The organism is Methylobacterium sp. 1030, assembly GCF_040544715.1.
In the GTDB taxonomy this organism is placed as follows: Bacteria; Pseudomonadota; Alphaproteobacteria; order Rhizobiales; family Beijerinckiaceae; genus Methylobacterium.
In genome coordinates this window covers 188845-207338 of sequence record NZ_JBEPKM010000013.1, presented here as the reverse complement: position 1 = coordinate 207338, position 18494 = coordinate 188845, and the positions used below count along the sequence as shown (strand labels likewise).

The window sequence follows — 18494 nt, the reverse complement described above, 5'->3', positions numbered from 1 at the left end:
TCCTGCATGAGCGTGGCTGCTGCTTCGACAGCGACCACATCTTGGCACCGAGATGCCGTCAGTCGGAGCGGGAGCCATCCACCCCATCTGCTTTTTCTGCCCCCCATCTCCAAAGCAGCCGTTCCATTATCGGCCAGACTACGACACGCTGGATCGCAATCGCGGGTAAAACCAGACATTCGGCTTGGCGCCCATACCCGCCGCTGGAGCGCGCTGCCTGCCTCGCGGCAAGCAGACAGTGTCGGCATCAACTGGAACTGTCGTTTGCCGCAATGAAGCGATCGATACTGGTGCCGGAGAACATTGCATGTCCTGAAAGTCGATGGTGCCATAGCACTGATGGGTAGGCTCGGAACGGAAATCAGCTATCCCGTAAGATCGTCGGAGCGACGACACGGCGTATTTTATGCGATCAGCCGGGCGGCCAGAAACTGGTTGTGCCGCCGGAATCATGCTACTTGCAGGCATGTCTGAGGCTCTCGAGATTGCTCATGGCACCTTTGGTCGCGTGGCGCTCCTCGACATGGACCGGAGCCTTGTTCGGCACGCGCATCCGCACTGCCACGTTCTTCTGAAGGTCGAAGGGGACGACACCGAGTTCCTCGTCGGGGACCGTGTCGTTGCGCTGACCGACGAACAGGCCGTGCTCGTCAATGCCTGGGAAACGCACGCTTATCTCCATGATCCGCGCCGCGCCAAGGCGATGATCCTGGCCCTCTATATCGAGCCGGACTGGCTGGGGGCCTTCCGGCGCAATTGGGCGGCGAGCGGGGCGCCTGGCTTCTTTGGAAAGCCCTTGGGCGGCGTGACCCCGACGATCCGCCGCTTCGCGCACGACCTCGCTGCGGAGATGGTCTACGCGCCGCACTCCTCGCACATTCAGGATCAGTTGCTGTCGGGCCTGATGATCGCGGTAATCGAGCGGTTCACCGCGTGGCGTGAGGAGGCCGAGTCGCTCCGCGCCGCCGCCAGGCGCAACGCCAGCGATTGGCGCATCCGGCGGACTATCGCGCGAGTGCGCGCCGAGCCCGGTGCCACGTTGGGGATCGAGGCCCTGGCCCGTGAGGCGGGCCTTTCCCGAGCGCAATTCTATCGCCTGTTCGAGCAATCCACCGGAGCTCCGCCCCACGTCTTCCTCAACGCGATCCGCATCGAGCAGGCCGTCGAGTCGATCGTGGGCAGCGAGGAATCCTTGGCGGCGATCGGCACGCGCCTCGGCTTCGCCGCGCCTGCCCATTTCTCGCGCTTCTTCCGGGATCATGTCAGCGTGCCCCCAAGCGTATTCCGCAGCATTGTCCGGCGAAGCGGCCAACCCGCCGTGTGAAGCCAAAGGCCCTCCGCCACGTCGAAAATGAGACGTTTGGGTAAGTCGCGAGATGCCTCGGCATCGTGGCGCCCGCCCGGATCCGTCACTCTGCCCGCGACAAGGACCCCATCGAGAGGTCCGGTGGAGGAAGCGGCTTGGGCATCGTGTCAACGAGCTATGTCGGACGGTCCGTAGAGCGCGTTGAGGACGCCGCCCTGCTCTCCGGGCTCGGCCGCTACATCGACGATCTCGGCACGCGGCCCGGCACGCTGCACGCGTCGATCCTGCGCTCGCCCCACGCCCATGCGGACATCCTCGCCATTGACGTCCAGGCGGCCAAGGCGCTGCCCGGCGTCACCGCCGTGATCACGGGCCGCGACCTTGATGCCGTCACCACCGGTCTCGTCCCCGCCCTGCGGGCGGCCGTCGATGCCCGCGCCATCGCGGTGGACCGGGTGCGCTATGTCGGCGAGCCGGTGGCTATCGTCGTCGCCCGCGACCGCTACCTCGCGGAGGACGGCTGCGACCTGATCGAGGTTCAGTACCGGGTCCGCCCGGCGGTGGTCGACCCGCTGGCGGCCCTCGCCCCCGACAGCGAGATCCTGCACGAGGGTGTCGGCGCGAATCTCGTGAGCGACCGGCGTTTCCGCTACGGTGACCCCGAGGTCGCCTTCGCAGATAGCCCGCACAGCCTGTCCGTGACCGTGCGCTACCCGCGCAACACCGGCTCGCCGATGGAGACCTACGGCGTCGTCGCTTCCTACGACCCCACCGACGACTCCTACGACGTGCTCGCGAACTTCCAGGGGCCGTTCAGCATTCACGCGGTCGTTGCCCGGGCGCTCAAGGTGCCGGGCAACCGCCTGCGCCTGCGCACGCCCCCGGATTCCGGCGGCAGCTTTGGGGTGAAACAGGGCGTCGCCCCCTACGCGGTCCTGATCGCCGCCACGGCCCGCCTCGTGGGACGGCCGGTGAAGTGGATCGAGGACCGGCTGGAGCACCTCTCGGCCTCCGTCTCCGCCACGAACCGGGTCACGACCCTCCGGGCCGCCTTCGAGGCGGACGGGCGCGTCACCGCTCTCGATTGGGATCAGGTCGAGGATTGCGGCGCCTACCTGCGGGCGCCCGAACCCGCCACGCTCTACCGGATGCACGGCAACCTCACCGGCGCCTACGCCATCCGCTACGTCGCCGTACGCAACCGGGTGGTGCTCACCAACAAGACCCCGACCGGCCTCGTGCGCGGCTTTGGCGGGCCGCAGGTTTACTATCCGCTCGAACGGCTGATGCAGCGCATCGCCGTGACGCTGGGCCTCGATCCCTTCGCGGTGATCCGGGCAAACCTAATCCCGGCCGACGCCTTTCCCTACCGCACCGCGACAGGCGCTCTCTACGATTCCGGCAATTACCAGCGCGCCCTCGACGAAGCCGCCCGGGATGGCGGGCTCGTCGAGTTGAAGCGGCGACGGGACGCCGCCCGCGCCGAGGGCCGCCTCTATGGGATCGGCCTGACGGCGGCGGTCGAGCCCAGCGTCTCCAACATGGGCTACATCACCACCGTCCTGACGGCGGAGGAGCGCACCAAGGCCGGGCCGAAGAACGGCGCGCAATCGACCGCCACCATCACCCTCGATCCGGTCGGCTCGGTGACGGTGCAGGTCGCTTCGGTGCCGCAGGGCCAAGGGCACCGGACAGTGCTGGCCCAGGTGGTGGCCGACGTCCTCGGCCTCCCGATGGAGCAGGTCCGGGTCACGGCCGACCTCGACACCGCCAAGGACGCATGGTCCATTGCCTCCGGCAACTATGCGAGCCGCTTCGCCGCCGCCGTGGCGGGGGTCGCGCACCTCGCCGCCACCCGCCTGCGCGACAGGCTCGCGCGGATCGCGGCGGCGCAGCTGAACCTACGTCCCGAGGACCTGCTCTTCGCGGATGGGCGCATCGCCTCGCGATTGAACCCGGATGCAGGCCTGCCCTTCGCGCGGGTGGCCGCCACGAGTCACTGGTCGCCGGGCCTCGTGCCCGAGGATCTCGGCGCGGTGATCCGCGAGACGGTGTTCTGGACGCCCCCGGAGCTGACCGCTCCGGACGCGGAGGACCATATCAATTCCTCCCTCTGCCACGGCTTCATCTTCGACATCTGCGGCCTGGAGATCGACCGGGTCACGGGGAAAATCGCCATCGACCGCTACGTCTCGATGCACGATTGCGGGCGCGTACTGCACCCGGGCATGGTCGAGGGCCAGGTGCGCGGCGGCTTCGCGCAGGCGCTCGGCGCGGCAGTCTACGAGGAACTCGCCTACGGCGACGACGGCGCCTTCCTGTCCGGCACCTTCGCCGATTACCTCCTGCCCACCGCGACCGAGGTGCCGGACCTGCGCATCCTGCACGTCGAGAGCCCGTCTCCCTTCACGCCGCTCGGCGCGAAGGGGGTCGGTGAGGGAAACTGCATGTCGACGCCGGTCTGCCTCGCCAACGCGGTGGCCGACGCCCTCGACCTCGAGGCCATCGACCTGCCCCTGACGCCTGCCAAGCTCGCCGCCCTCGCGGCAGGGGGCGACGAGCCGGCGCCGCCGGCCGGTCGAGCCGCGAAGGCCGCCGCGAAGGCGGGCGACCGGACCCTGCGCGGCGACGGCGCGGCCACCGTCACTGCCCCGCCGGAGACGGTCTGGGCGATGCTCCTCGACCCGGACGTGCTCGCCTCCGTCATTCCCGGTTCGCATGGGGTGCGGAAGCTCTCCGACACAAGGTTCCGGGCCGACGTCACCCTCGGCGTCGGTCCGGTGAAGGGTCGCTACAAGGCCGAGGTGATCCTCTCCGATCTCGATGAGCCCCGGGCGGTGACGCTCACCGGCACGGTGACGGGCGGCCTCGGCAGCGGCGGCGGCACCGGCCGTTTGACCCTGGAGCCCGACGGCTCGGGGGGCACGCGGATCGCCTACGTCTACGAGGCGGCGGTGGGCGGCAAGGTCGCGGCGGTGGGCGGACGCCTCCTCGACGGGGCCGCGCGGGTGATCATCGGCGGGTTCTTCACGGCCCTCGCCCGGCGAGCCGGCGGGTCCGGCAAGCGCGGGCTCCGCCTCCCGGCCGCCCTGCGATGGCTCCTCGCGCGTCTGGGGGTGTCCGCATGAAACCCGCGCCCTTCGCCTATCTGCGCGCCACGTCCGTGGACGACGCCCTCGAAGCCCTGCGCCAGCACGGCCCCGAGGCCCGGATCATCGCGGGCGGCCAGTCCCTGATGCCGATGCTCAACATGCGGCTGACGAAGCCCGCCGTGCTCGTCGACGTGATGCGCATCCCCGCTCTCAAGGAGCCTCGCCTCGACAAGGGGGCCCTCGTTATCCCGGCGGGCGTGCGGCAGGCGATCCTGCTCGACCGGCCGGGGCTCGCCCGGGACTTGCCGCTGCTGGCCGCCGCCCTGCCGTGGGTCGGGCACATCCAGACCCGGGCACGGGGGACACTGTGTGGCTCCGTCGCCCATGCCGACCCGAGCGCAGAGATTCCCCTCTGCCTCGTGGCGCTCCAGGGCGAGGTGCATCTGCGCAACCGGCGAAAGGTCCGGCGCGTCGCGGCGGAGACCTTCTTCGCTGGCATGATGGCCACTGACCGGGCCGACGACGAGATGATCGAGGCCATCGCCTATCCGCTGCGGCGGGAGGGCACCGGCACGGCCTTCGCTGAGATCGGGCGGCGACACGGCGACTACGCGATCGTCGCCTGCGCCGCCGTGGTGGACGGCACCCGGATGCGGCTCGCTGTCGGCGGCGTCGCCGACCGGCCCACAGCCCGCGACTTCCCCCACCTCGACGGCTCGGCGCTCGACGATGCCCTCAACGCCTTCGCCTGGGACCTCGGCGCGGGGGACGACCTCCACGCCACCGCCCGCTACCGCCGCGACCTCGTGCGCAGCCTCGGCCGCCGGGTGCTGGAACAAGCCGCCAAGGTCGCCCGCGGCGACACCCATCAGGAGGCCGTGCCATGCCACAGCTAGACGCGCAGGACCGTCACACGGTCGCCTTCACCCTCAACGGGCGCGAGACCGCGGTCGAAGTCGAGACCCGCACCCTGCTGACCGACGCCCTGCGCCACGGGCTTGGGGCCACGGGCACGCATGTCGGCTGCGAGCACGGCGTCTGCGGCGCCTGTACGGTGTCCATCGACGGGGTTCCCGCCCGGGCCTGCCTGACCCTCGCGGTGGGGGTCGAGGGCTGTGCCGTGCGGACCGTCGAGGGTCTGGCCCCGGAGCCTGGCCGCCTCGGGGTGCTGCAGGTGGCCTTCCGGCGGCGGCACGCCCTGCAATGCGGCTTCTGCACCGCCGGCATCCTGATGTCACTCGACGCCTATCTCGCGCTCCGGCCGAATCCGTCACGACGAGAGATCACGGAAGTGATCGGGGGCCATCTCTGCCGCTGTACCGGCTACGCGCCGATCATCGAGGCCGCCCTGGAGGCGGCTGCGGAACTCAGGGGCGACATCCCGGCCCCGTCATCCCCGGAGGCCGCCCATGCTTGATCTCGGCACCAGCTTCCTCGCGAGCGTCTCCCGCGATCCCTGGGCCCTGGCCCTCGTCGACGGGGAGACCCGGCTGACCTACGCGGAGTGGTTCGGGGTCATTTCCGCGACCGTGGCCGGGCTCGACCGGCTCGGGCTGAAGCCCGGCGACCACCTCGTCACGGTCCTTCAGAACCGGCACGAGGCGGCGACCCTGCACTGGGCCTGCCAATTCTCGGGAGTCGTGATCACGCCAATCAACTGGCGGGCCAAGGCCGAGGAGATCGATTTCGCGATCGAGAACGCGGAAGCCCGCGCCATCGCCTACGAACCGGTCTCGGCCGCGAGCCTGCGTGAGAGCGCGGCATCGCAGCTGATCCCGCGCATCGCCGTCGGCACGCCACCCGGCCCCGGCGAGACGGCCTTCGCCGACCTCGCCGCCACCGAGGAGCCGTCGGCGACGCCCCGGGCCGACGCGGAGGCGATCTCGCTGATGCTCTACACCTCCGGCACCACCGCCAAGCCCAAGGGGGTCCCACGGCGACACCGGGCGGAGCGCGCGGCGGCCGTGGCCCATGTAGCGCAAAACCTCTACGGGCGCGGCGAGCGCACGCTCGGCGTGATGCCACTCTACCACACGATGGGGGTGCGCTCGCTCCTCGCCATGTCGCTGATCGGCGGGACCTTCGTCTGCCTTCCCCGGTTCGATGTGGCGGGGGCGCTGCGGCTGATCGCGGCCGAGCGGATCACCAACCTCTACCTCGTGCCGACCCTCTACCACGACCTCGTGCACCACCGGGATTTCCAGGCGACGAACACGACCTCCGTGCGCAAGCTCGGCTTCGCCGGGGCACCGATGACGGACGGCCTGCTCGCCCGCCTGACCGAGGCGTTCCGGCCGGACCTCTTCGTCAATCATTACGGCTCGTCGGAGGTCTACACCTTCACGATCAACCACGAGGCGGCGGTTAAGCCCGGCTCGGCCGGGCGGGCGGGCCTCAACACCATGGTACGTGTCGTGTCCCTGGGGGGCGATCCTAGCCGGACCGCCGCGCCGGGCGAGGAGGGCGAGATCGCCGTCATCGCCAAGGGCGACGAAGCCTTCGAGGGCTACTGGCATCGCCCCGAGGCCGACGCCAAGGCCTTCCGCGACGGCTGGTACTTCACCGGCGACACCGGCTTCGCCGACGCCGACGGCGACCTCTACGTCACCGGGCGGGTGGACGACATGATCATCACCGGAGGCGAGAACGTCTCGCCCGTCGAGATCGAGAGCCGCCTGTCCCTGCATCCGGCGGTGTCCGAAGTCGCCGTCGTCGGCCTGCCCGACGAGCGCTGGGGCCGGATCGTCGCGGCCTTCATCAAGCGGAGCGGCAGCACCGACGCGGCGGCGCTCGACGCCCATTGCCGGGCCGGCGGCCTGCCGAGTCACAAGCTGCCGCGCCGCTACGTCTTCGTGGACGAGATCCCGAAATCGCCGGTCGGCAAGCTGCTGCGCCGCCAACTCGTGGCCGGCGAGTACGTCCTGGAAGGCGGGGCCGAGCCCCATGCCGAAGGTCACGAGGCTGCCTGACGGTCCCGCCCCCACTCCGAATCACAAGCGAGAGACCAAACCCATGACGAGCGACACCCACACCATCGACCCGCGCCTGACGAACCTCGACGGGTTCCGCGTCGAGATCGACTCGGAGCGCGAGCGCGCCGACGTGATCCTGGCGCGGCCGCCCATGAACGTCATTGCGATGCCCCAGCGCGACGAGATCCGTAAGGTGTTCGAGGCGCTGGACGAGGATCCCCGCGTGCGGGTCATCGTCCTGCGGGCGGAGGGCGAACACTTCTCGTCGGGGGGCTACATCAAGGGCTTCCTCGACGCCTCGCCCGAGCACGTCTCGAAGCTCGCCTGGAACATGGCGGCGCCGGCCCGCTGCTCGAAGCCCGTCATCGCCGCCAACCGGGGCTATACGTTCGGCGTCGGCTTCGAGATCTCGCTGGCCTGCGACTTCCGCATCGTCTCCGAGACCTGCCGTTACGCCCTGCCCGAGCAGAAGCTCGGGCAGATTCCCGGCTCCGGCGGCTCGGCCCGTCTCCAGAAGATCGTTGGCATCACCCGGACCAAGGACATCGTGATGCGCTCCAAGCGCATCCCCGGACGGCAGGCCCTCGACTGGGGCATCGCCACCGAATGCGTGGCCGACGCGGACCTGGAGAAGGCCACCGACGCGCTGGTCGACGAATTGCGCGCCTTCTCCCCCATCGCCCAGCGCACCGCCAAGAAGCTCCTCAACGACACCGAGGATGCGAGCCTCTCCATCGCCATCGAGCTCGAAGGGCATTGCTACAGCCGCCTGCGGCAGGCCGATGACTTCCGCGAGGGCGTCGAAGCGTTCCACGCCAAGCGCGCGCCGCGCTTCACCGGCTCATAGCCCGGCCGCGCCGGGGGGCTGCATAGCGGCTCCCCCCATCCCGTGACCTTCACCGCATCGCTTCGATCCCGCCCAGGCGGGAAACGACGGCGCGCGCCCGAATGGCTCCCATCCAGACCCAGAGCCCGAACCGGCCCCACCGCGGCAACGACCGCATCCCCCGGAGGAACCCCATGCAGACCGCCGCCACCTTCGCATCCGATCCCCCCGCCCTCGCCAGGCCCACCGGTCGGCAGACGGCGACGGCCGCCATGGCCTCGCTGTTCGGCTGGGGGCTCGATCTCTTCGACCTGTTCATTCTGCTCTACGTGGCGCCGGTCGTCGGCACCTTGTTCTTCCCGGCGGACAAGCCGATGCTGTCGCTGGCCGGAGCCTATGCCTCCTTCGCGGTCACGCTGCTGATCCGGCCCCTCGGCTCCGCCCTGTTCGGCTCCTATGCGGACCGCTTCGGCCGCCGCCGCGCCCTCATGGTGGCGGTGATCGGCGTCGGCCTGTCGACGGCGGTCTTCGGCCTCCTGCCGACGGTCGGCCAGATCGGATGGCTCGCCACCGCGATCTTCCTATTCTTCCGCCTCGTCCAGGGCGTCTTCGTCGGCGGTGTCGTTGCGGCATCCCACACGATCGGTACGGAATCTGTGCCGGAGCGGTGGCGGGGGCTGATGTCCGGGGCGGTCGGCAGCGGGGGCTCGGCCATCGGCGGCCTCCTGGCCTCCCTGGTCTTCTATCTCGTCTCGCTCATGGCGCCGGGCGAGGCCTTCGCCGACTGGGGCTGGCGGGTGATGTTCTTCTCGGGCCTACTGACCTCGGTGATCGGCCTGATCCTCTTCCGCAACCTCGAGGAATCCCCGATCTTCAAGGAACTGCAGGCCCGCAAGGCCGCGCTCCGGGAGGGTGCTCCGACGAAGGCCTCGCCGATCCGCTCGCTGTTCTCGCCGTCCAACCGGGGAAGCTTCGCGGTCGCGACGCTCATCTCCTTCGGCGGCGGCGCGGCCTACTACCTCACGTCCGGCTACCTGCCGACCCTCCTCAAGCTCGTGAACGGCGTACCGAACGCCACCGCCTCGATGATCCTGATCGGCGCCAACGTGGCGGCGGCGATCGGCGCCTGCGGCATGGGCGAACTGAGCCAGCATATCGGGCGCAAGCGGTCGTTCTTGCTGATGGGAGTCATCCGCCTGTTCGCCTTTCCCGTTCTCTTCCTGACCATGGCGAACACGACGAGCCTCATGGGGGTCGCGGCCTGTGCCTTCCTTCTCTCGCTCATCGCCAACGCCAGCTACGCGCCGCTGTTGATCTTCCTCAATGAAAAATTCCCGACGGCGGTACGGGCCACGGGGACGGGCCTGACCTGGAATATCGGCTTCGCGCTGGGCGGCATGCTGCCGACGTTCGTCTCCCTCATCGCCGATGGGCCGACGCAGATCCCGATGGTGCTGACGGTCGTGATGACATGCGTCACGCTAGTCTATCTCGTTGGCGCCGTTATCACTCCGGAGACGCAGGGCAACCTCGACCGGGCGTGACGGCCCCCCATGCAGGCGGAGCCACCTCCCAGGGCGAGCGTTCTGCTGGTCCTCCGCCTGCACGCCCTTGACCAGTCCGTCCTTCCCTATTCCGAGGGAAGGACGATACGTGCTGGTCGAATCCCGGTGGGAGCGATGAAATGGCTCGTCTGCAATCCTCCGGCTTCTTCGATCTCGGCGATGGTCGACTGGAATATCATTTCGTCGGTCGACAGCCGGAGGTGGCCCCCACGCTTGTGTTGCTCCACGAAGGCCTCGGTTCGGCGATGCAATGGGGCGCCCTGCCCGAGACTCTCGCCCAAACGACAGAGTGCGGTGTCCTGGCCGTCTCCCGCCAGGGATATGGCGCGTCGAGCCCGGTGCCCTTGCCTCGCCCGGCCGATTATCTCGAGCACGAGGCCCGCACAGTCCTCCCGCGGTTACTCGACGCCGCAGAATTCAGGAGCGGCGTGATGATCGGCCACTCCGACGGCGCCTCGATCGCCGCTCTCGCCTTGGCGGAAGGCGATGCCCGCCTGCGGGGCGGTGTGCTGATGGCACCGCATTTCTTCGTGGAGGAGGTCACGCTGTCCGCGATCCGGCGAACCCGAGCCGCCTACGAGCGGGGGCTCTTGAGGACCCGCCTCGGCCGCTGGCACACCGATGTCGAAGGGGCCTTCCGTGGCTGGAACGACGCATGGCTGGATCCGGCCCGGCGCGGATGGACGATCGAGGCTGCGCTGACACGCCTGACCGTCCCCGTGACACTTATACAGGGAACCGAGGACGCCTACGGGACGCAAGCCCAGATCGCTGCAGCCCGCAGATCATGTCCACCCAGCCTGCTCACAGTCCGTGAGATGCCGGGTGTCGGTCATGAACCACATCGCGAAGCTTTCGCGGACACGGTCGCTCTCATCTCGGCTTTCGTCGAGTATGTCCTGAAAGACGAACCAGGCTAAGGACCTACACAATCCTGACGGCGCTATGATGAATGACGGAGCTGTCTCCGACAACAGAAGCACATCTTCAGTTCGCGATTCTGCGAGAGGCCGAAACGCCACGTCCGCTATATGTCCCGCACTTCCGCAAATCGCCTTTCCGCTTCCGGCCAGCATTTTCCATCACGAAGCACTTCTGTGAACGTCTTCGATGAGTGGTTTTCTGTCTATCGAATTTCGGCCAGCAAGTCATGAAAGCGAACGTCGGCCACATGCATACTCACGAGGGAAGCCAGGCATTGGCCTGCTTGAGGTGAGCGCCATTTGTTCGTTCAGGTGTGAGGCCTAGATCATGCTGCTATGCCACGCCATCTTCGGCCACTACCTCCCGCGTCACGGCGAATTGGCCAACACAGCCCGTAGTGCTCCGCATTTCACTGCGTTCGTGGTCAGCACGTGCAATGCCGTTGCAAAGTTCTGCACCTGCCGCACATTGAAGCGGACCTACGGGCCTAAGATCGCGATTCTGCGAAATGCATGATCCGAGCAGGCCGCCGGCTCAGCCCGGATTGGATGGCGGGTCGCCCTCCCGACCCTGAGCCGGCCGACAGGCGCCCTAGCCGTGATCGGTCCGCCGGATGCGCTGGCTTTGCTGCCCGAGGCCCTCTATCCCTAGCGAGACCGTGTCGCCCGGCTGCAACCAGACGGGCTTGGGCTTGATCCCCATGCCGACGCCCGGCGGCGTGCCCGTCGCGATGATGTCGCCCGGCAGGAGCGTCATGTACCGACTGCAGTACGCGATGATCTCGCGAACGCCGAAGATCATCGTGCGCGAATTGCCCGTCTGACGGCGGGTTCCATTCACGTCGAGCCACATGTCGAGCTGCTGCGGATCGTGGATCTCGTCCTTTGTCACGAGCCAGGGTCCAATTGGACCGAACGTATCGCATCCCTTGCCCTTGTCCCATTGGCTGGACTGAAGCTGGAAGGCCCGCTCCGAGACGTCGTTCACGACGCAGTATCCGGCAACATGATCGAGGGCGTACTCCTCGGTGACGTACTGCGCCGTCGATCCGATCACGACGCCGAGTTCCACTTCCCAGTCGAGCTTGGTTGAGTCGCGGGGCTGGATCGTGTCGTCGTTCGGCCCGCAGACGGCGCTCGGAGCCTTGAGGAAGATGATTGGCTCGCTCGGGATGGCCATGCCGGCCTCGGCCGCGTGGTCCGAGTAGTTGAGCCCGATGCAGATGAACTTCGAGAGGCCTGTGAAGGGAACGCCGAGGCGGGGGCTTCCTTCTACCCGGGGCAGCCGCGTCGGATCCGTCTGTGCGATCCTGGCGAGACCGTCGGGCGCGAGTTCGGACGGACCAAGATCACGGCACACCGACGAGAGGTCGCGGAGGACGCCTGCAGCATCGACCAGAGCAGGCCGCTCGGACCCAACCTCACCGTAACGACAGAGCTTCATCGATCATCTCCGGATCAAGGGCGAATCAAGTGGGAGGAAGCCGGTCCAGCGGGTGCCCCTTCGGCGAGAGAGCTGAGCCAGTCGCGGGCGAGGGGCACATCGGCCGGTGTCAGGTCGTGGCCGCAGGGTAGGACATGGTGGGTCGCTTCGGCGCCCAGCTCGGTCAGGCAAAGTGCCAGATCGGCCCCGAGTGCCGGCGGCGCGATCGTATCCGTCTCGCCCGAGACAACGACGGCGCGCTGCCCGACAAGGGCAGCGGCCGCGGTACCAGTCAGCGGTGGAACGGCGCGCAACAGGATCGCGCCCCTCAGAAGAGCAGGATGCAGAAGCATGAGTGCGGCCGCGATGTTGGCTCCGTTCGAGAAGCCGAGGGCAAGCGGGGGCCCGAAACCGTAACGGTCGCGGGCGGCCGCGACGAAGGCCGCCAGCTCATCGGCTCGGCGGACGACCTCGGATGAATCGAAACGACCGTCCGGATGGCGAGCGAAGTGGCGCAGCTTGCCACCTTCCGATACGGCTCCGCGGACGGCCAGCATCGGCGCGCCGGGGGCCGCTGCCTGGGCAAAGGGCACAAGCTCGTCTTCGTCACCTCCGGTGCCGTGCAGCAGGAGGAGCGGCGATCGGCTCCCTTCCGACGCATACCAGCGGTGGGCCAAGCTATCGAGGCTCACCGGCCTGCCTCCGACCCGAAACTGAGCCCGGAGTTGGCGGGGTGGGGCGTGACTCGCGTGAACGGGCGGCGTGTCGCCAGGAGTAGCACCACGATGCCCGTCAGCATCAGGCCCGTCATGAACCACAGGCCGGGCGTCAGGCTCCCCGTCGCGTTCCGGATCCAGCCCAGCAGGAAGGGGCTCACGAAGCCACCCGTGAGGCCAAGGCAGTTGATCAGCGCCAAGCCGCCCGCGGCCGAACGCTCGGGGAGATAGGCCATCGGGATGCCGTAGAAGATCGGCATCGCGCCGAAGAGCGTCGCGGTCGCGACGGAGAGCAGTGCCAGGACGACTGGAAGGTTCGCGCCGGCGAGGGACGCCCCAATCAGCGCGCAGGCACCGACACCGACACAGACGGCGTAGTGCCACCGCCGCTCTTGCCGTCGGTCAGAGCGTCGGGACAGCCACACCATGCCGATGCCGCCGATCGCATAGGGGATTACGGACCATAGGCCAATTTCGGCGGCTCCCTGGACACCGGCGGCCTGCATCATCACGGGCATCCAGAAGGTGATCGCATAGAGCCCGCAGACGAGGGTGAAGTACGCCAGCGCGAGGACGTAGATTCGTGGGTCGCGGAACGCCGCACCGAATGCATGGCCGCCGGCAGCCAAGTTCGCGTCCCGGTTGATCTCTGCCAAAAGGAGCATCTTCTCGGATGATGTCAGCCAGGGAGCATCTTGAGGCTTGTCGACGAGGATCCGGAGCGCGACGAGCCCGAGAAGCACGGCCGGCATGCCCTCCAGAAGGAACATCCACTGCCAGCCCCTGAGGCCGAGGACGCCCTGCATGCCTTCGAGGATGAAGCCTGAGACAGGTGCACCGATCACACCGGCGAGCATGCTGCCGCTCAGAAAAATTGCAGTCATTTCCGCCCGGCGGCGGTTCGGATACCAGAGCGTCAGATAGTACATCACCCCGGGGGCGAGGCCCGCCTCGAACGCTCCCAGGATCAGCCTCAGCGCGTAGAACGAATGGGGCCCGGTGATGAACATCGTTGCCGAGGAGGCGAGCCCCCACAGGATTAGGATGCGCGCCAGCGTTCGCCGGGCGCCGACGCGCTGAAGGACGAAGTTGCTCGGGACTTCGCACAGAAAGTAACTGACGAAAAATAGTCCGGCGGCGAGGCCGTAAACCGCGTCGTTGAAGCCCAGCTCCGCGCGCATGTGCAACTGCGCATAGCCGATATTCACCCGGTCGAGATAGGCAGCCACGTAGCATGCGAAGAGGAACGGCAGCAGCCGCCACTGCAATTTTCGATAGAGTGCGGCGCTATCCACATCATCCGTCTCGAATGACTTAGCCGGCGGTCGGCCAAGCACGGGCGGATCACCTCCGGGCGTCACGTCCATTTTCATGATCTCCCTATTCTGTTCCGGAACTTCCGTCCGGTTCGAAGGCACGCCGGGCGCAAGTTCTCTCGCGCTCGCCCTCAGAGACGTGAGAACCAGTCCTCAAGTTCGATATTGAGGGGGAGGAGGATGCGAACGACGCAGTTGTACCAAGCCGTCGTCAGGACCAGTTCTAGTCGCTCCTGCTCGTCCAGGAACCCGCACAATTCGGCCCAGAGGCCGTCATCGACACGGCCGGTCCGCGTCACGTCGCGAGCGAAGCGCATGACGGCGCGTTCGGAAGCGGTGAACCGGTCATCCGTCTCGAACTGCGCAAGCTGCTCCAGCTTGGCTTGGGACAGCCCGGCCTTCACCGCCGAGTTCCAGTGATGCGCGACCTCGTAGTCAGCCCGCGTCTCAAGCCCGACCGTCAGGACGGCTAGTTCGCGAAGTTGCCGGTCGAGCAGAGTGCTCTGGCGCAGCGACATCGCCATCGCGAGAACCCCGTCACACAGCGCAGGCGCGTTGGCGACGGCGAGAAAGACGTTCTCGACCGGCTTTCCCCGCAGCGCTTCCAGGCGGTCGAACAATCCCTGGTGATCTGGTCCGACGCTGGCCCGGCTCGCGTTCCCAATCCTCGGCACTTCGAGCTCCCAATCAGGGCGTTTGCGCGGAGTGGCGGACCGTGAAGGTAGAAGCCGTCAGCCCAGCGTCAGCGTCGTATAGCGCGCCGGGTTGCATCGATATAATGATATCGATGCATTCAATTGATCGATGCCGTCGATCGAACGGGCAGACCGATGGAACTCCGTCACCTGCGTTACTTCGTGGCTCTGGCTGAGCACCTGAGCTTCACCCGGGCCGCGCGGCAGACGCACATCACCCAATCGACCCTGTCTCACCAGATCCGGCAACTGGAGGATCAGGTCGGGCAACGCCTGTTCGACCGCGTCGGCAAGCGCGTGTTCCTCACTGAAGCCGGGCAGAACCTGCTGCCCCGTGTCCTACGGGCCCTCGGCGAACTGGACGAGGGCCTTCGGGCGCTGTCCCCCCAGGATCAGGTCCTGACCGGTTGGCTTAGGATCGCCGCGACGCACACCTTTAACGTCAATCTCGTCCCCGCCTGCCTGACCGAGTTCCTCACCCGCAATCCTTCGATGCGCGTCGTCGTGGAGGAACTCGCCGCTAGCGTGATCGAGGAGCGGCTCCTGGCCGGTGCCCTCGATCTCGGTATCTCCTACAGGCCGGACCACCAGCAGGATCTCGCCTTCGAACCCCTCTATGACGAGCCTCTGGATCTCGTGCTTTCGCCTGAACACCGGTGGGCAGCCCGGAAATGGGTCCGCATGGCGGAACTCCACCATCAGCCGGTCGTGTTGCTCTCACCGGAATTCACCACCCGCAGGCTGCTGGATGACTGCTTCCGGCAATGCGGCGCCGTCCCGCACCTCGTCGCAGAGATGAACACGATCGGTCCCATCCTCGGCCTCGTTCGGCGTATGAACATCGTCGCGATCCTGTCGAGACAGGCCGTCCCAGAGGATGGGACGCTTTTGTCGGTTCCTCTCGAAACTCCCACGCCCATGCGGAGCCCTGGCGTGCTATTGCGCCGGAACGAGGTCCTGCCTCCGCACGTCGCATCCTTCCTGCACACGCTCCGACGAGCCTGCGATAAGACTTCTCATTCGACGCGTCGGTTGTAGCGGGGATGTCGTCGCGGGAACTCGCCAGTGTGTCCACGACCGCTACGGCGAACGAGCCCGAATTGGAGTCAGATATGGCAGCCAAGCAGGTCACCCTCACCTTCGACAACGGCCCCACACCACATGTGACGGATCAGATCCTGGGGATCCTAGACCGGGCCGGAATCAAGACCACCTTCTTCGTGATCGGGCAGAGGCTCGACGACCCCGCTGCAGCCGATCTCATGCGGGCTGCTCATACAGCGGGGCATTGGATCGGAAATCACACCTTTACGCATTCGGTGGCACTCGGGGACCGGACGGACCGGGACTATGCGCTCCGAGAGATCGAGGAGACGCAGCAAAGGATCGGTTCGCTGACGCGACCGGAGAAGCTCTTCCGCCCCTACGGGAACGACGGACTGATCGGCCGGCATCTGTTGAGTCGGGCGGCGCTCGATCACCTCCTCGCCGAACGCTACACGACGATCACCTGGAACAGCGTCCCCGGTGACTGGAAGGACGCGGACGGCTGGGTCGAGACCGCGATGGCCCAGGTGCGGGAGCAGGACTGGAGTGTCGTGGTCATTCATGACATCGAGGCTGGATGCCTCGTCCGGTTGCCTGAGCTGCTTCAACGTCTGACAGATCTTGGAGCGACCTTCGAGCAGGCGATTCCGAGGTCGGTGATTTTGACCGAAGCGGGACGGACTGTGTCGATGTCTCCGGACTTCATGGCCGATTGATCGGCACACCCTCGCAGGGCGTGCGACAGATCTGCCGGCATCATCGATCGATGGCATCGATTGAAACGACGAAAATATATCATCGCAACACTGCAAAATGGCCTGCTATGCTTCGTAGCGAGATTTGGCTCGGTCGGGACGACGCGAATTATTCGAACAGGATCGCGCCGCGGAAGCCAAGCTCGCGATGGGGGATTTGGAATGGCCGATGCGTCCAAGACGCGCGTTGCTATCGAGCAAGCGTCTGAGAACGAACGAGCCAGGATCTATCGGAAGATCAGCCTCCGGCTGATCCCGATGATTTTCCTATGCTATGTCCTGAACTACATCGACCGTGTAAACGTCAGCTTCGCCAAGTTGACGTTCCAGAGTGACATCGGCCTGTCGGACGCGAGTTACGGCTTCGGCGTCGGCATCTTCTACGTCGGGTACATCCTCTTCGAGGTGCCGAGCAATCTTCTCCTTGGCCGCATTGGCGCGCGGAAGACGCTGACACGTATCATGTGTCTGTGGGGCCTCGTGTCCTGCTCGATGGCGTTTGTGACGAGCCCGGCGACCTTCTACCTGGCCAGGATCCTACTCGGTGCGGCCGAAGCTGGCTTCTTCCCGGGCATCGTCCTCTACCTCACCTTCTGGTTCCCCCATCGCCTACGCGGGCGGGTGATGTCGCTGTTCGTCCTCGCCATTGCGGTGTCGGGCATCGTAGGCGGACCAGCCTCCGGTTGGATCATCCAGCACCTCGCTGGCGCGGCCGGCTTCAAGGGCTGGCAATGGCTGTTTCTCGTAGAGGGGGCGCTGCCGGTACTCGTCGGAGTCGGCGCGTTCTTTGTGCTGAGTGACCGACCCGCGGATGCCGCCTGGCTGACGCCACGGGAGAAGGCGATCGTGGCGGCCGATCTCTCATCCGGGACCTTCGAACAGGGACACGCGCCAGCGAGGGCCTTCCTGTCGGCCCTGCGAAATCCGAAGCTGTGGATCGCGACCTTCGGATATTTCTCCATCACCTGGGCGGGGACCGTTCTGAACTTCTGGGCGCCGACGATTATCCAGCGATCGGGCGTAGCCGACGTGTTCAGCGTCGGGCTCTTGTCGGCGATCCCCTATTCCGTGGGTGCCGTCGGCATGCTCCTGCTGTGCCGTAGTTCGGACCGGCGGCTCGAGCGGCGGTGGCATTTCGCCCTATCCGCCTTCCTGGCCGCGACGGCCGCCCTCGCCATCTCCCTCGTCGCGCAGAACGTTGCGGCGGCCATCGCCTGCCTGGCCCTGCTCGCCATCGGCTATCTGTCGGCGACCGCCCTGTTCTGGACCATACCGGTGCGCTTCCTGACCGAAGCCGAAGCCGTGGGAAGTCTCGCCTTCATCAGCAGCATGGGGCAGGTCGGAAGCCTGGCGGCGCCAATCGCGTTCGGATTTTTCACGAGCCTGACGGGCGGTCTCGCCGTCTCGACGGGTCTCGTCGCTTTCGTCCTTGCCACCGGCGGAATGGCTATTCTCTCCCTCCGCAAGCCGCGTTTGGTTGAAAGACCTCTGTCATCAAAGCCAATAAACACGGGCTGCGACTTCGGCACGCGGTCGTGACATCGCTCCTGTCGCTAGTGTCCAATTCCATAGCGGGCATGCTCTGAAGCGGATCGGCCGCTTACGGCCAGACTACGTCTCGCCGGATCGTCGGGGCACGTAGGACCGACCGTTTCGCTTCGCGCTCAACCCGGCCATTCGGGGTACACCGCCGTGTTCTCCGAAGCGGACGCTCCGGCAGCGCCACGCGTAAGACGGTGGATCGCGCGCACCTGCTCTCGATTGTCGAGAAGATCCAGGCCAGGAATGCCGCCCCGCTGATCCGCGCTGAGGCCGTCGCGGCGGATGCGTCTTCATTCGGGCCTGCCTGAACAAGGTG

The 18494-nt window shown here is 66.9% G+C and carries 15 protein-coding genes; 11 read left to right on the top strand and 4 right to left on the bottom strand.

Annotated features, from left to right (window positions below):
• The first annotated feature begins 466 nt into the window (after window positions 1-466).
• The 8 genes from ABIC30_RS20275 to ABIC30_RS20240 all read left to right on the top strand — a co-directional run bounded on the left by ABIC30_RS20275 (window position 467) and on the right by ABIC30_RS20240 (window position 10681).
• Complete coding sequence (locus ABIC30_RS20275; protein ID WP_020096244.1) at window positions 467-1324, top strand: helix-turn-helix domain-containing protein; 858 nt, start codon at window positions 467-469, stop codon at window positions 1322-1324.
• A 137-nt stretch (window positions 1325-1461) separates the two neighbouring features.
• On the top strand, window positions 1462-4434 hold the full coding sequence (locus ABIC30_RS20270; RefSeq protein ID WP_354456024.1) for a xanthine dehydrogenase family protein molybdopterin-binding subunit: 2973 nt from the start codon (window positions 1462-1464) through the stop codon (window positions 4432-4434).
• Window positions 4431-5294 (top strand): FAD binding domain-containing protein, encoded by an 864-nt coding sequence (locus tag ABIC30_RS20265; protein ID WP_042669572.1) that lies wholly within the window; start codon window positions 4431-4433, stop codon window positions 5292-5294. The genes ABIC30_RS20270 and ABIC30_RS20265 overlap by 4 nt, the downstream gene beginning before the upstream one ends.
• Complete coding sequence (locus tag ABIC30_RS20260; RefSeq protein ID WP_042669571.1) at window positions 5282-5815, top strand: (2Fe-2S)-binding protein; 534 nt, start codon at window positions 5282-5284, stop codon at window positions 5813-5815. The genes ABIC30_RS20265 and ABIC30_RS20260 overlap by 13 nt, the downstream gene beginning before the upstream one ends.
• Window positions 5808-7367 (top strand): AMP-binding protein, encoded by a 1560-nt coding sequence (locus ABIC30_RS20255; protein WP_020096248.1) that lies wholly within the window; start codon window positions 5808-5810, stop codon window positions 7365-7367. Before ABIC30_RS20260 ends, ABIC30_RS20255 begins: the two co-directional genes overlap by 8 nt.
• 43 nt (window positions 7368-7410) lie before the next feature.
• Window positions 7411-8217: an enoyl-CoA hydratase/isomerase family protein gene (locus ABIC30_RS20250; protein WP_020096249.1), complete on the top strand. Its 807-nt coding sequence runs from the start codon at window positions 7411-7413 to the stop codon at window positions 8215-8217.
• Between the two features lie 173 nt (window positions 8218-8390).
• Window positions 8391-9740, top strand: coding sequence for an MFS transporter (locus ABIC30_RS20245; RefSeq protein ID WP_020096251.1), 1350 nt, complete (start codon window positions 8391-8393; stop codon window positions 9738-9740).
• A gap of 140 nt (window positions 9741-9880) precedes the next feature.
• The gene (locus ABIC30_RS20240; protein ID WP_020096252.1) at window positions 9881-10681 is read left to right on the top strand and encodes an alpha/beta fold hydrolase; all 801 of its coding nucleotides are present in this window, start codon (window positions 9881-9883) and stop codon (window positions 10679-10681) included.
• 595 nt (window positions 10682-11276) lie between these two features.
• Here ABIC30_RS20240 and ABIC30_RS20235 read toward each other — a convergent pair.
• From ABIC30_RS20235 to ABIC30_RS20220, 4 genes are all read right to left on the bottom strand, one after another.
• The gene (locus ABIC30_RS20235; RefSeq protein WP_020096253.1) at window positions 11277-12128 is read right to left on the bottom strand and encodes a fumarylacetoacetate hydrolase family protein; all 852 of its coding nucleotides are present in this window, start codon (window positions 12126-12128) and stop codon (window positions 11277-11279) included.
• A gap of 14 nt (window positions 12129-12142) precedes the next feature.
• Window positions 12143-12799 (bottom strand): alpha/beta hydrolase, encoded by a 657-nt coding sequence (locus ABIC30_RS20230; RefSeq protein WP_020096254.1) that lies wholly within the window; start codon window positions 12797-12799, stop codon window positions 12143-12145.
• On the bottom strand, window positions 12796-14190 hold the full coding sequence (locus ABIC30_RS20225; RefSeq protein WP_244492141.1) for an MFS transporter: 1395 nt from the start codon (window positions 14188-14190) through the stop codon (window positions 12796-12798). Before ABIC30_RS20225 ends, ABIC30_RS20230 begins: the two co-directional genes overlap by 4 nt.
• Before the next feature lie 80 nt (window positions 14191-14270).
• A complete protein-coding gene (locus ABIC30_RS20220; protein ID WP_020096256.1) occupies window positions 14271-14759 on the bottom strand; it encodes a carboxymuconolactone decarboxylase family protein in 489 nt (162 codons plus the stop codon).
• Window positions 14760-14936: 177 nt separating this feature from the next.
• Between ABIC30_RS20220 and ABIC30_RS20215 the strand changes: the two genes are divergently transcribed.
• From ABIC30_RS20215 to ABIC30_RS20205, 3 genes are all read left to right on the top strand, one after another.
• Window positions 14937-15872 carry a LysR substrate-binding domain-containing protein gene (locus ABIC30_RS20215; RefSeq protein WP_128083379.1) on the top strand — a complete coding sequence of 312 codons (936 nt, stop codon included), beginning with the start codon at window positions 14937-14939 and terminating at the stop codon, window positions 15870-15872.
• A gap of 74 nt (window positions 15873-15946) precedes the next feature.
• A complete protein-coding gene (locus ABIC30_RS20210; protein WP_354456023.1) occupies window positions 15947-16597 on the top strand; it encodes a polysaccharide deacetylase family protein in 651 nt (216 codons plus the stop codon).
• Window positions 16598-16798: 201 nt separating this feature from the next.
• Window positions 16799-18175, top strand: coding sequence for an MFS transporter (locus tag ABIC30_RS20205; protein ID WP_056531145.1), 1377 nt, complete (start codon window positions 16799-16801; stop codon window positions 18173-18175).
• Window positions 18176-18494: the final 319 nt, after the last annotated feature.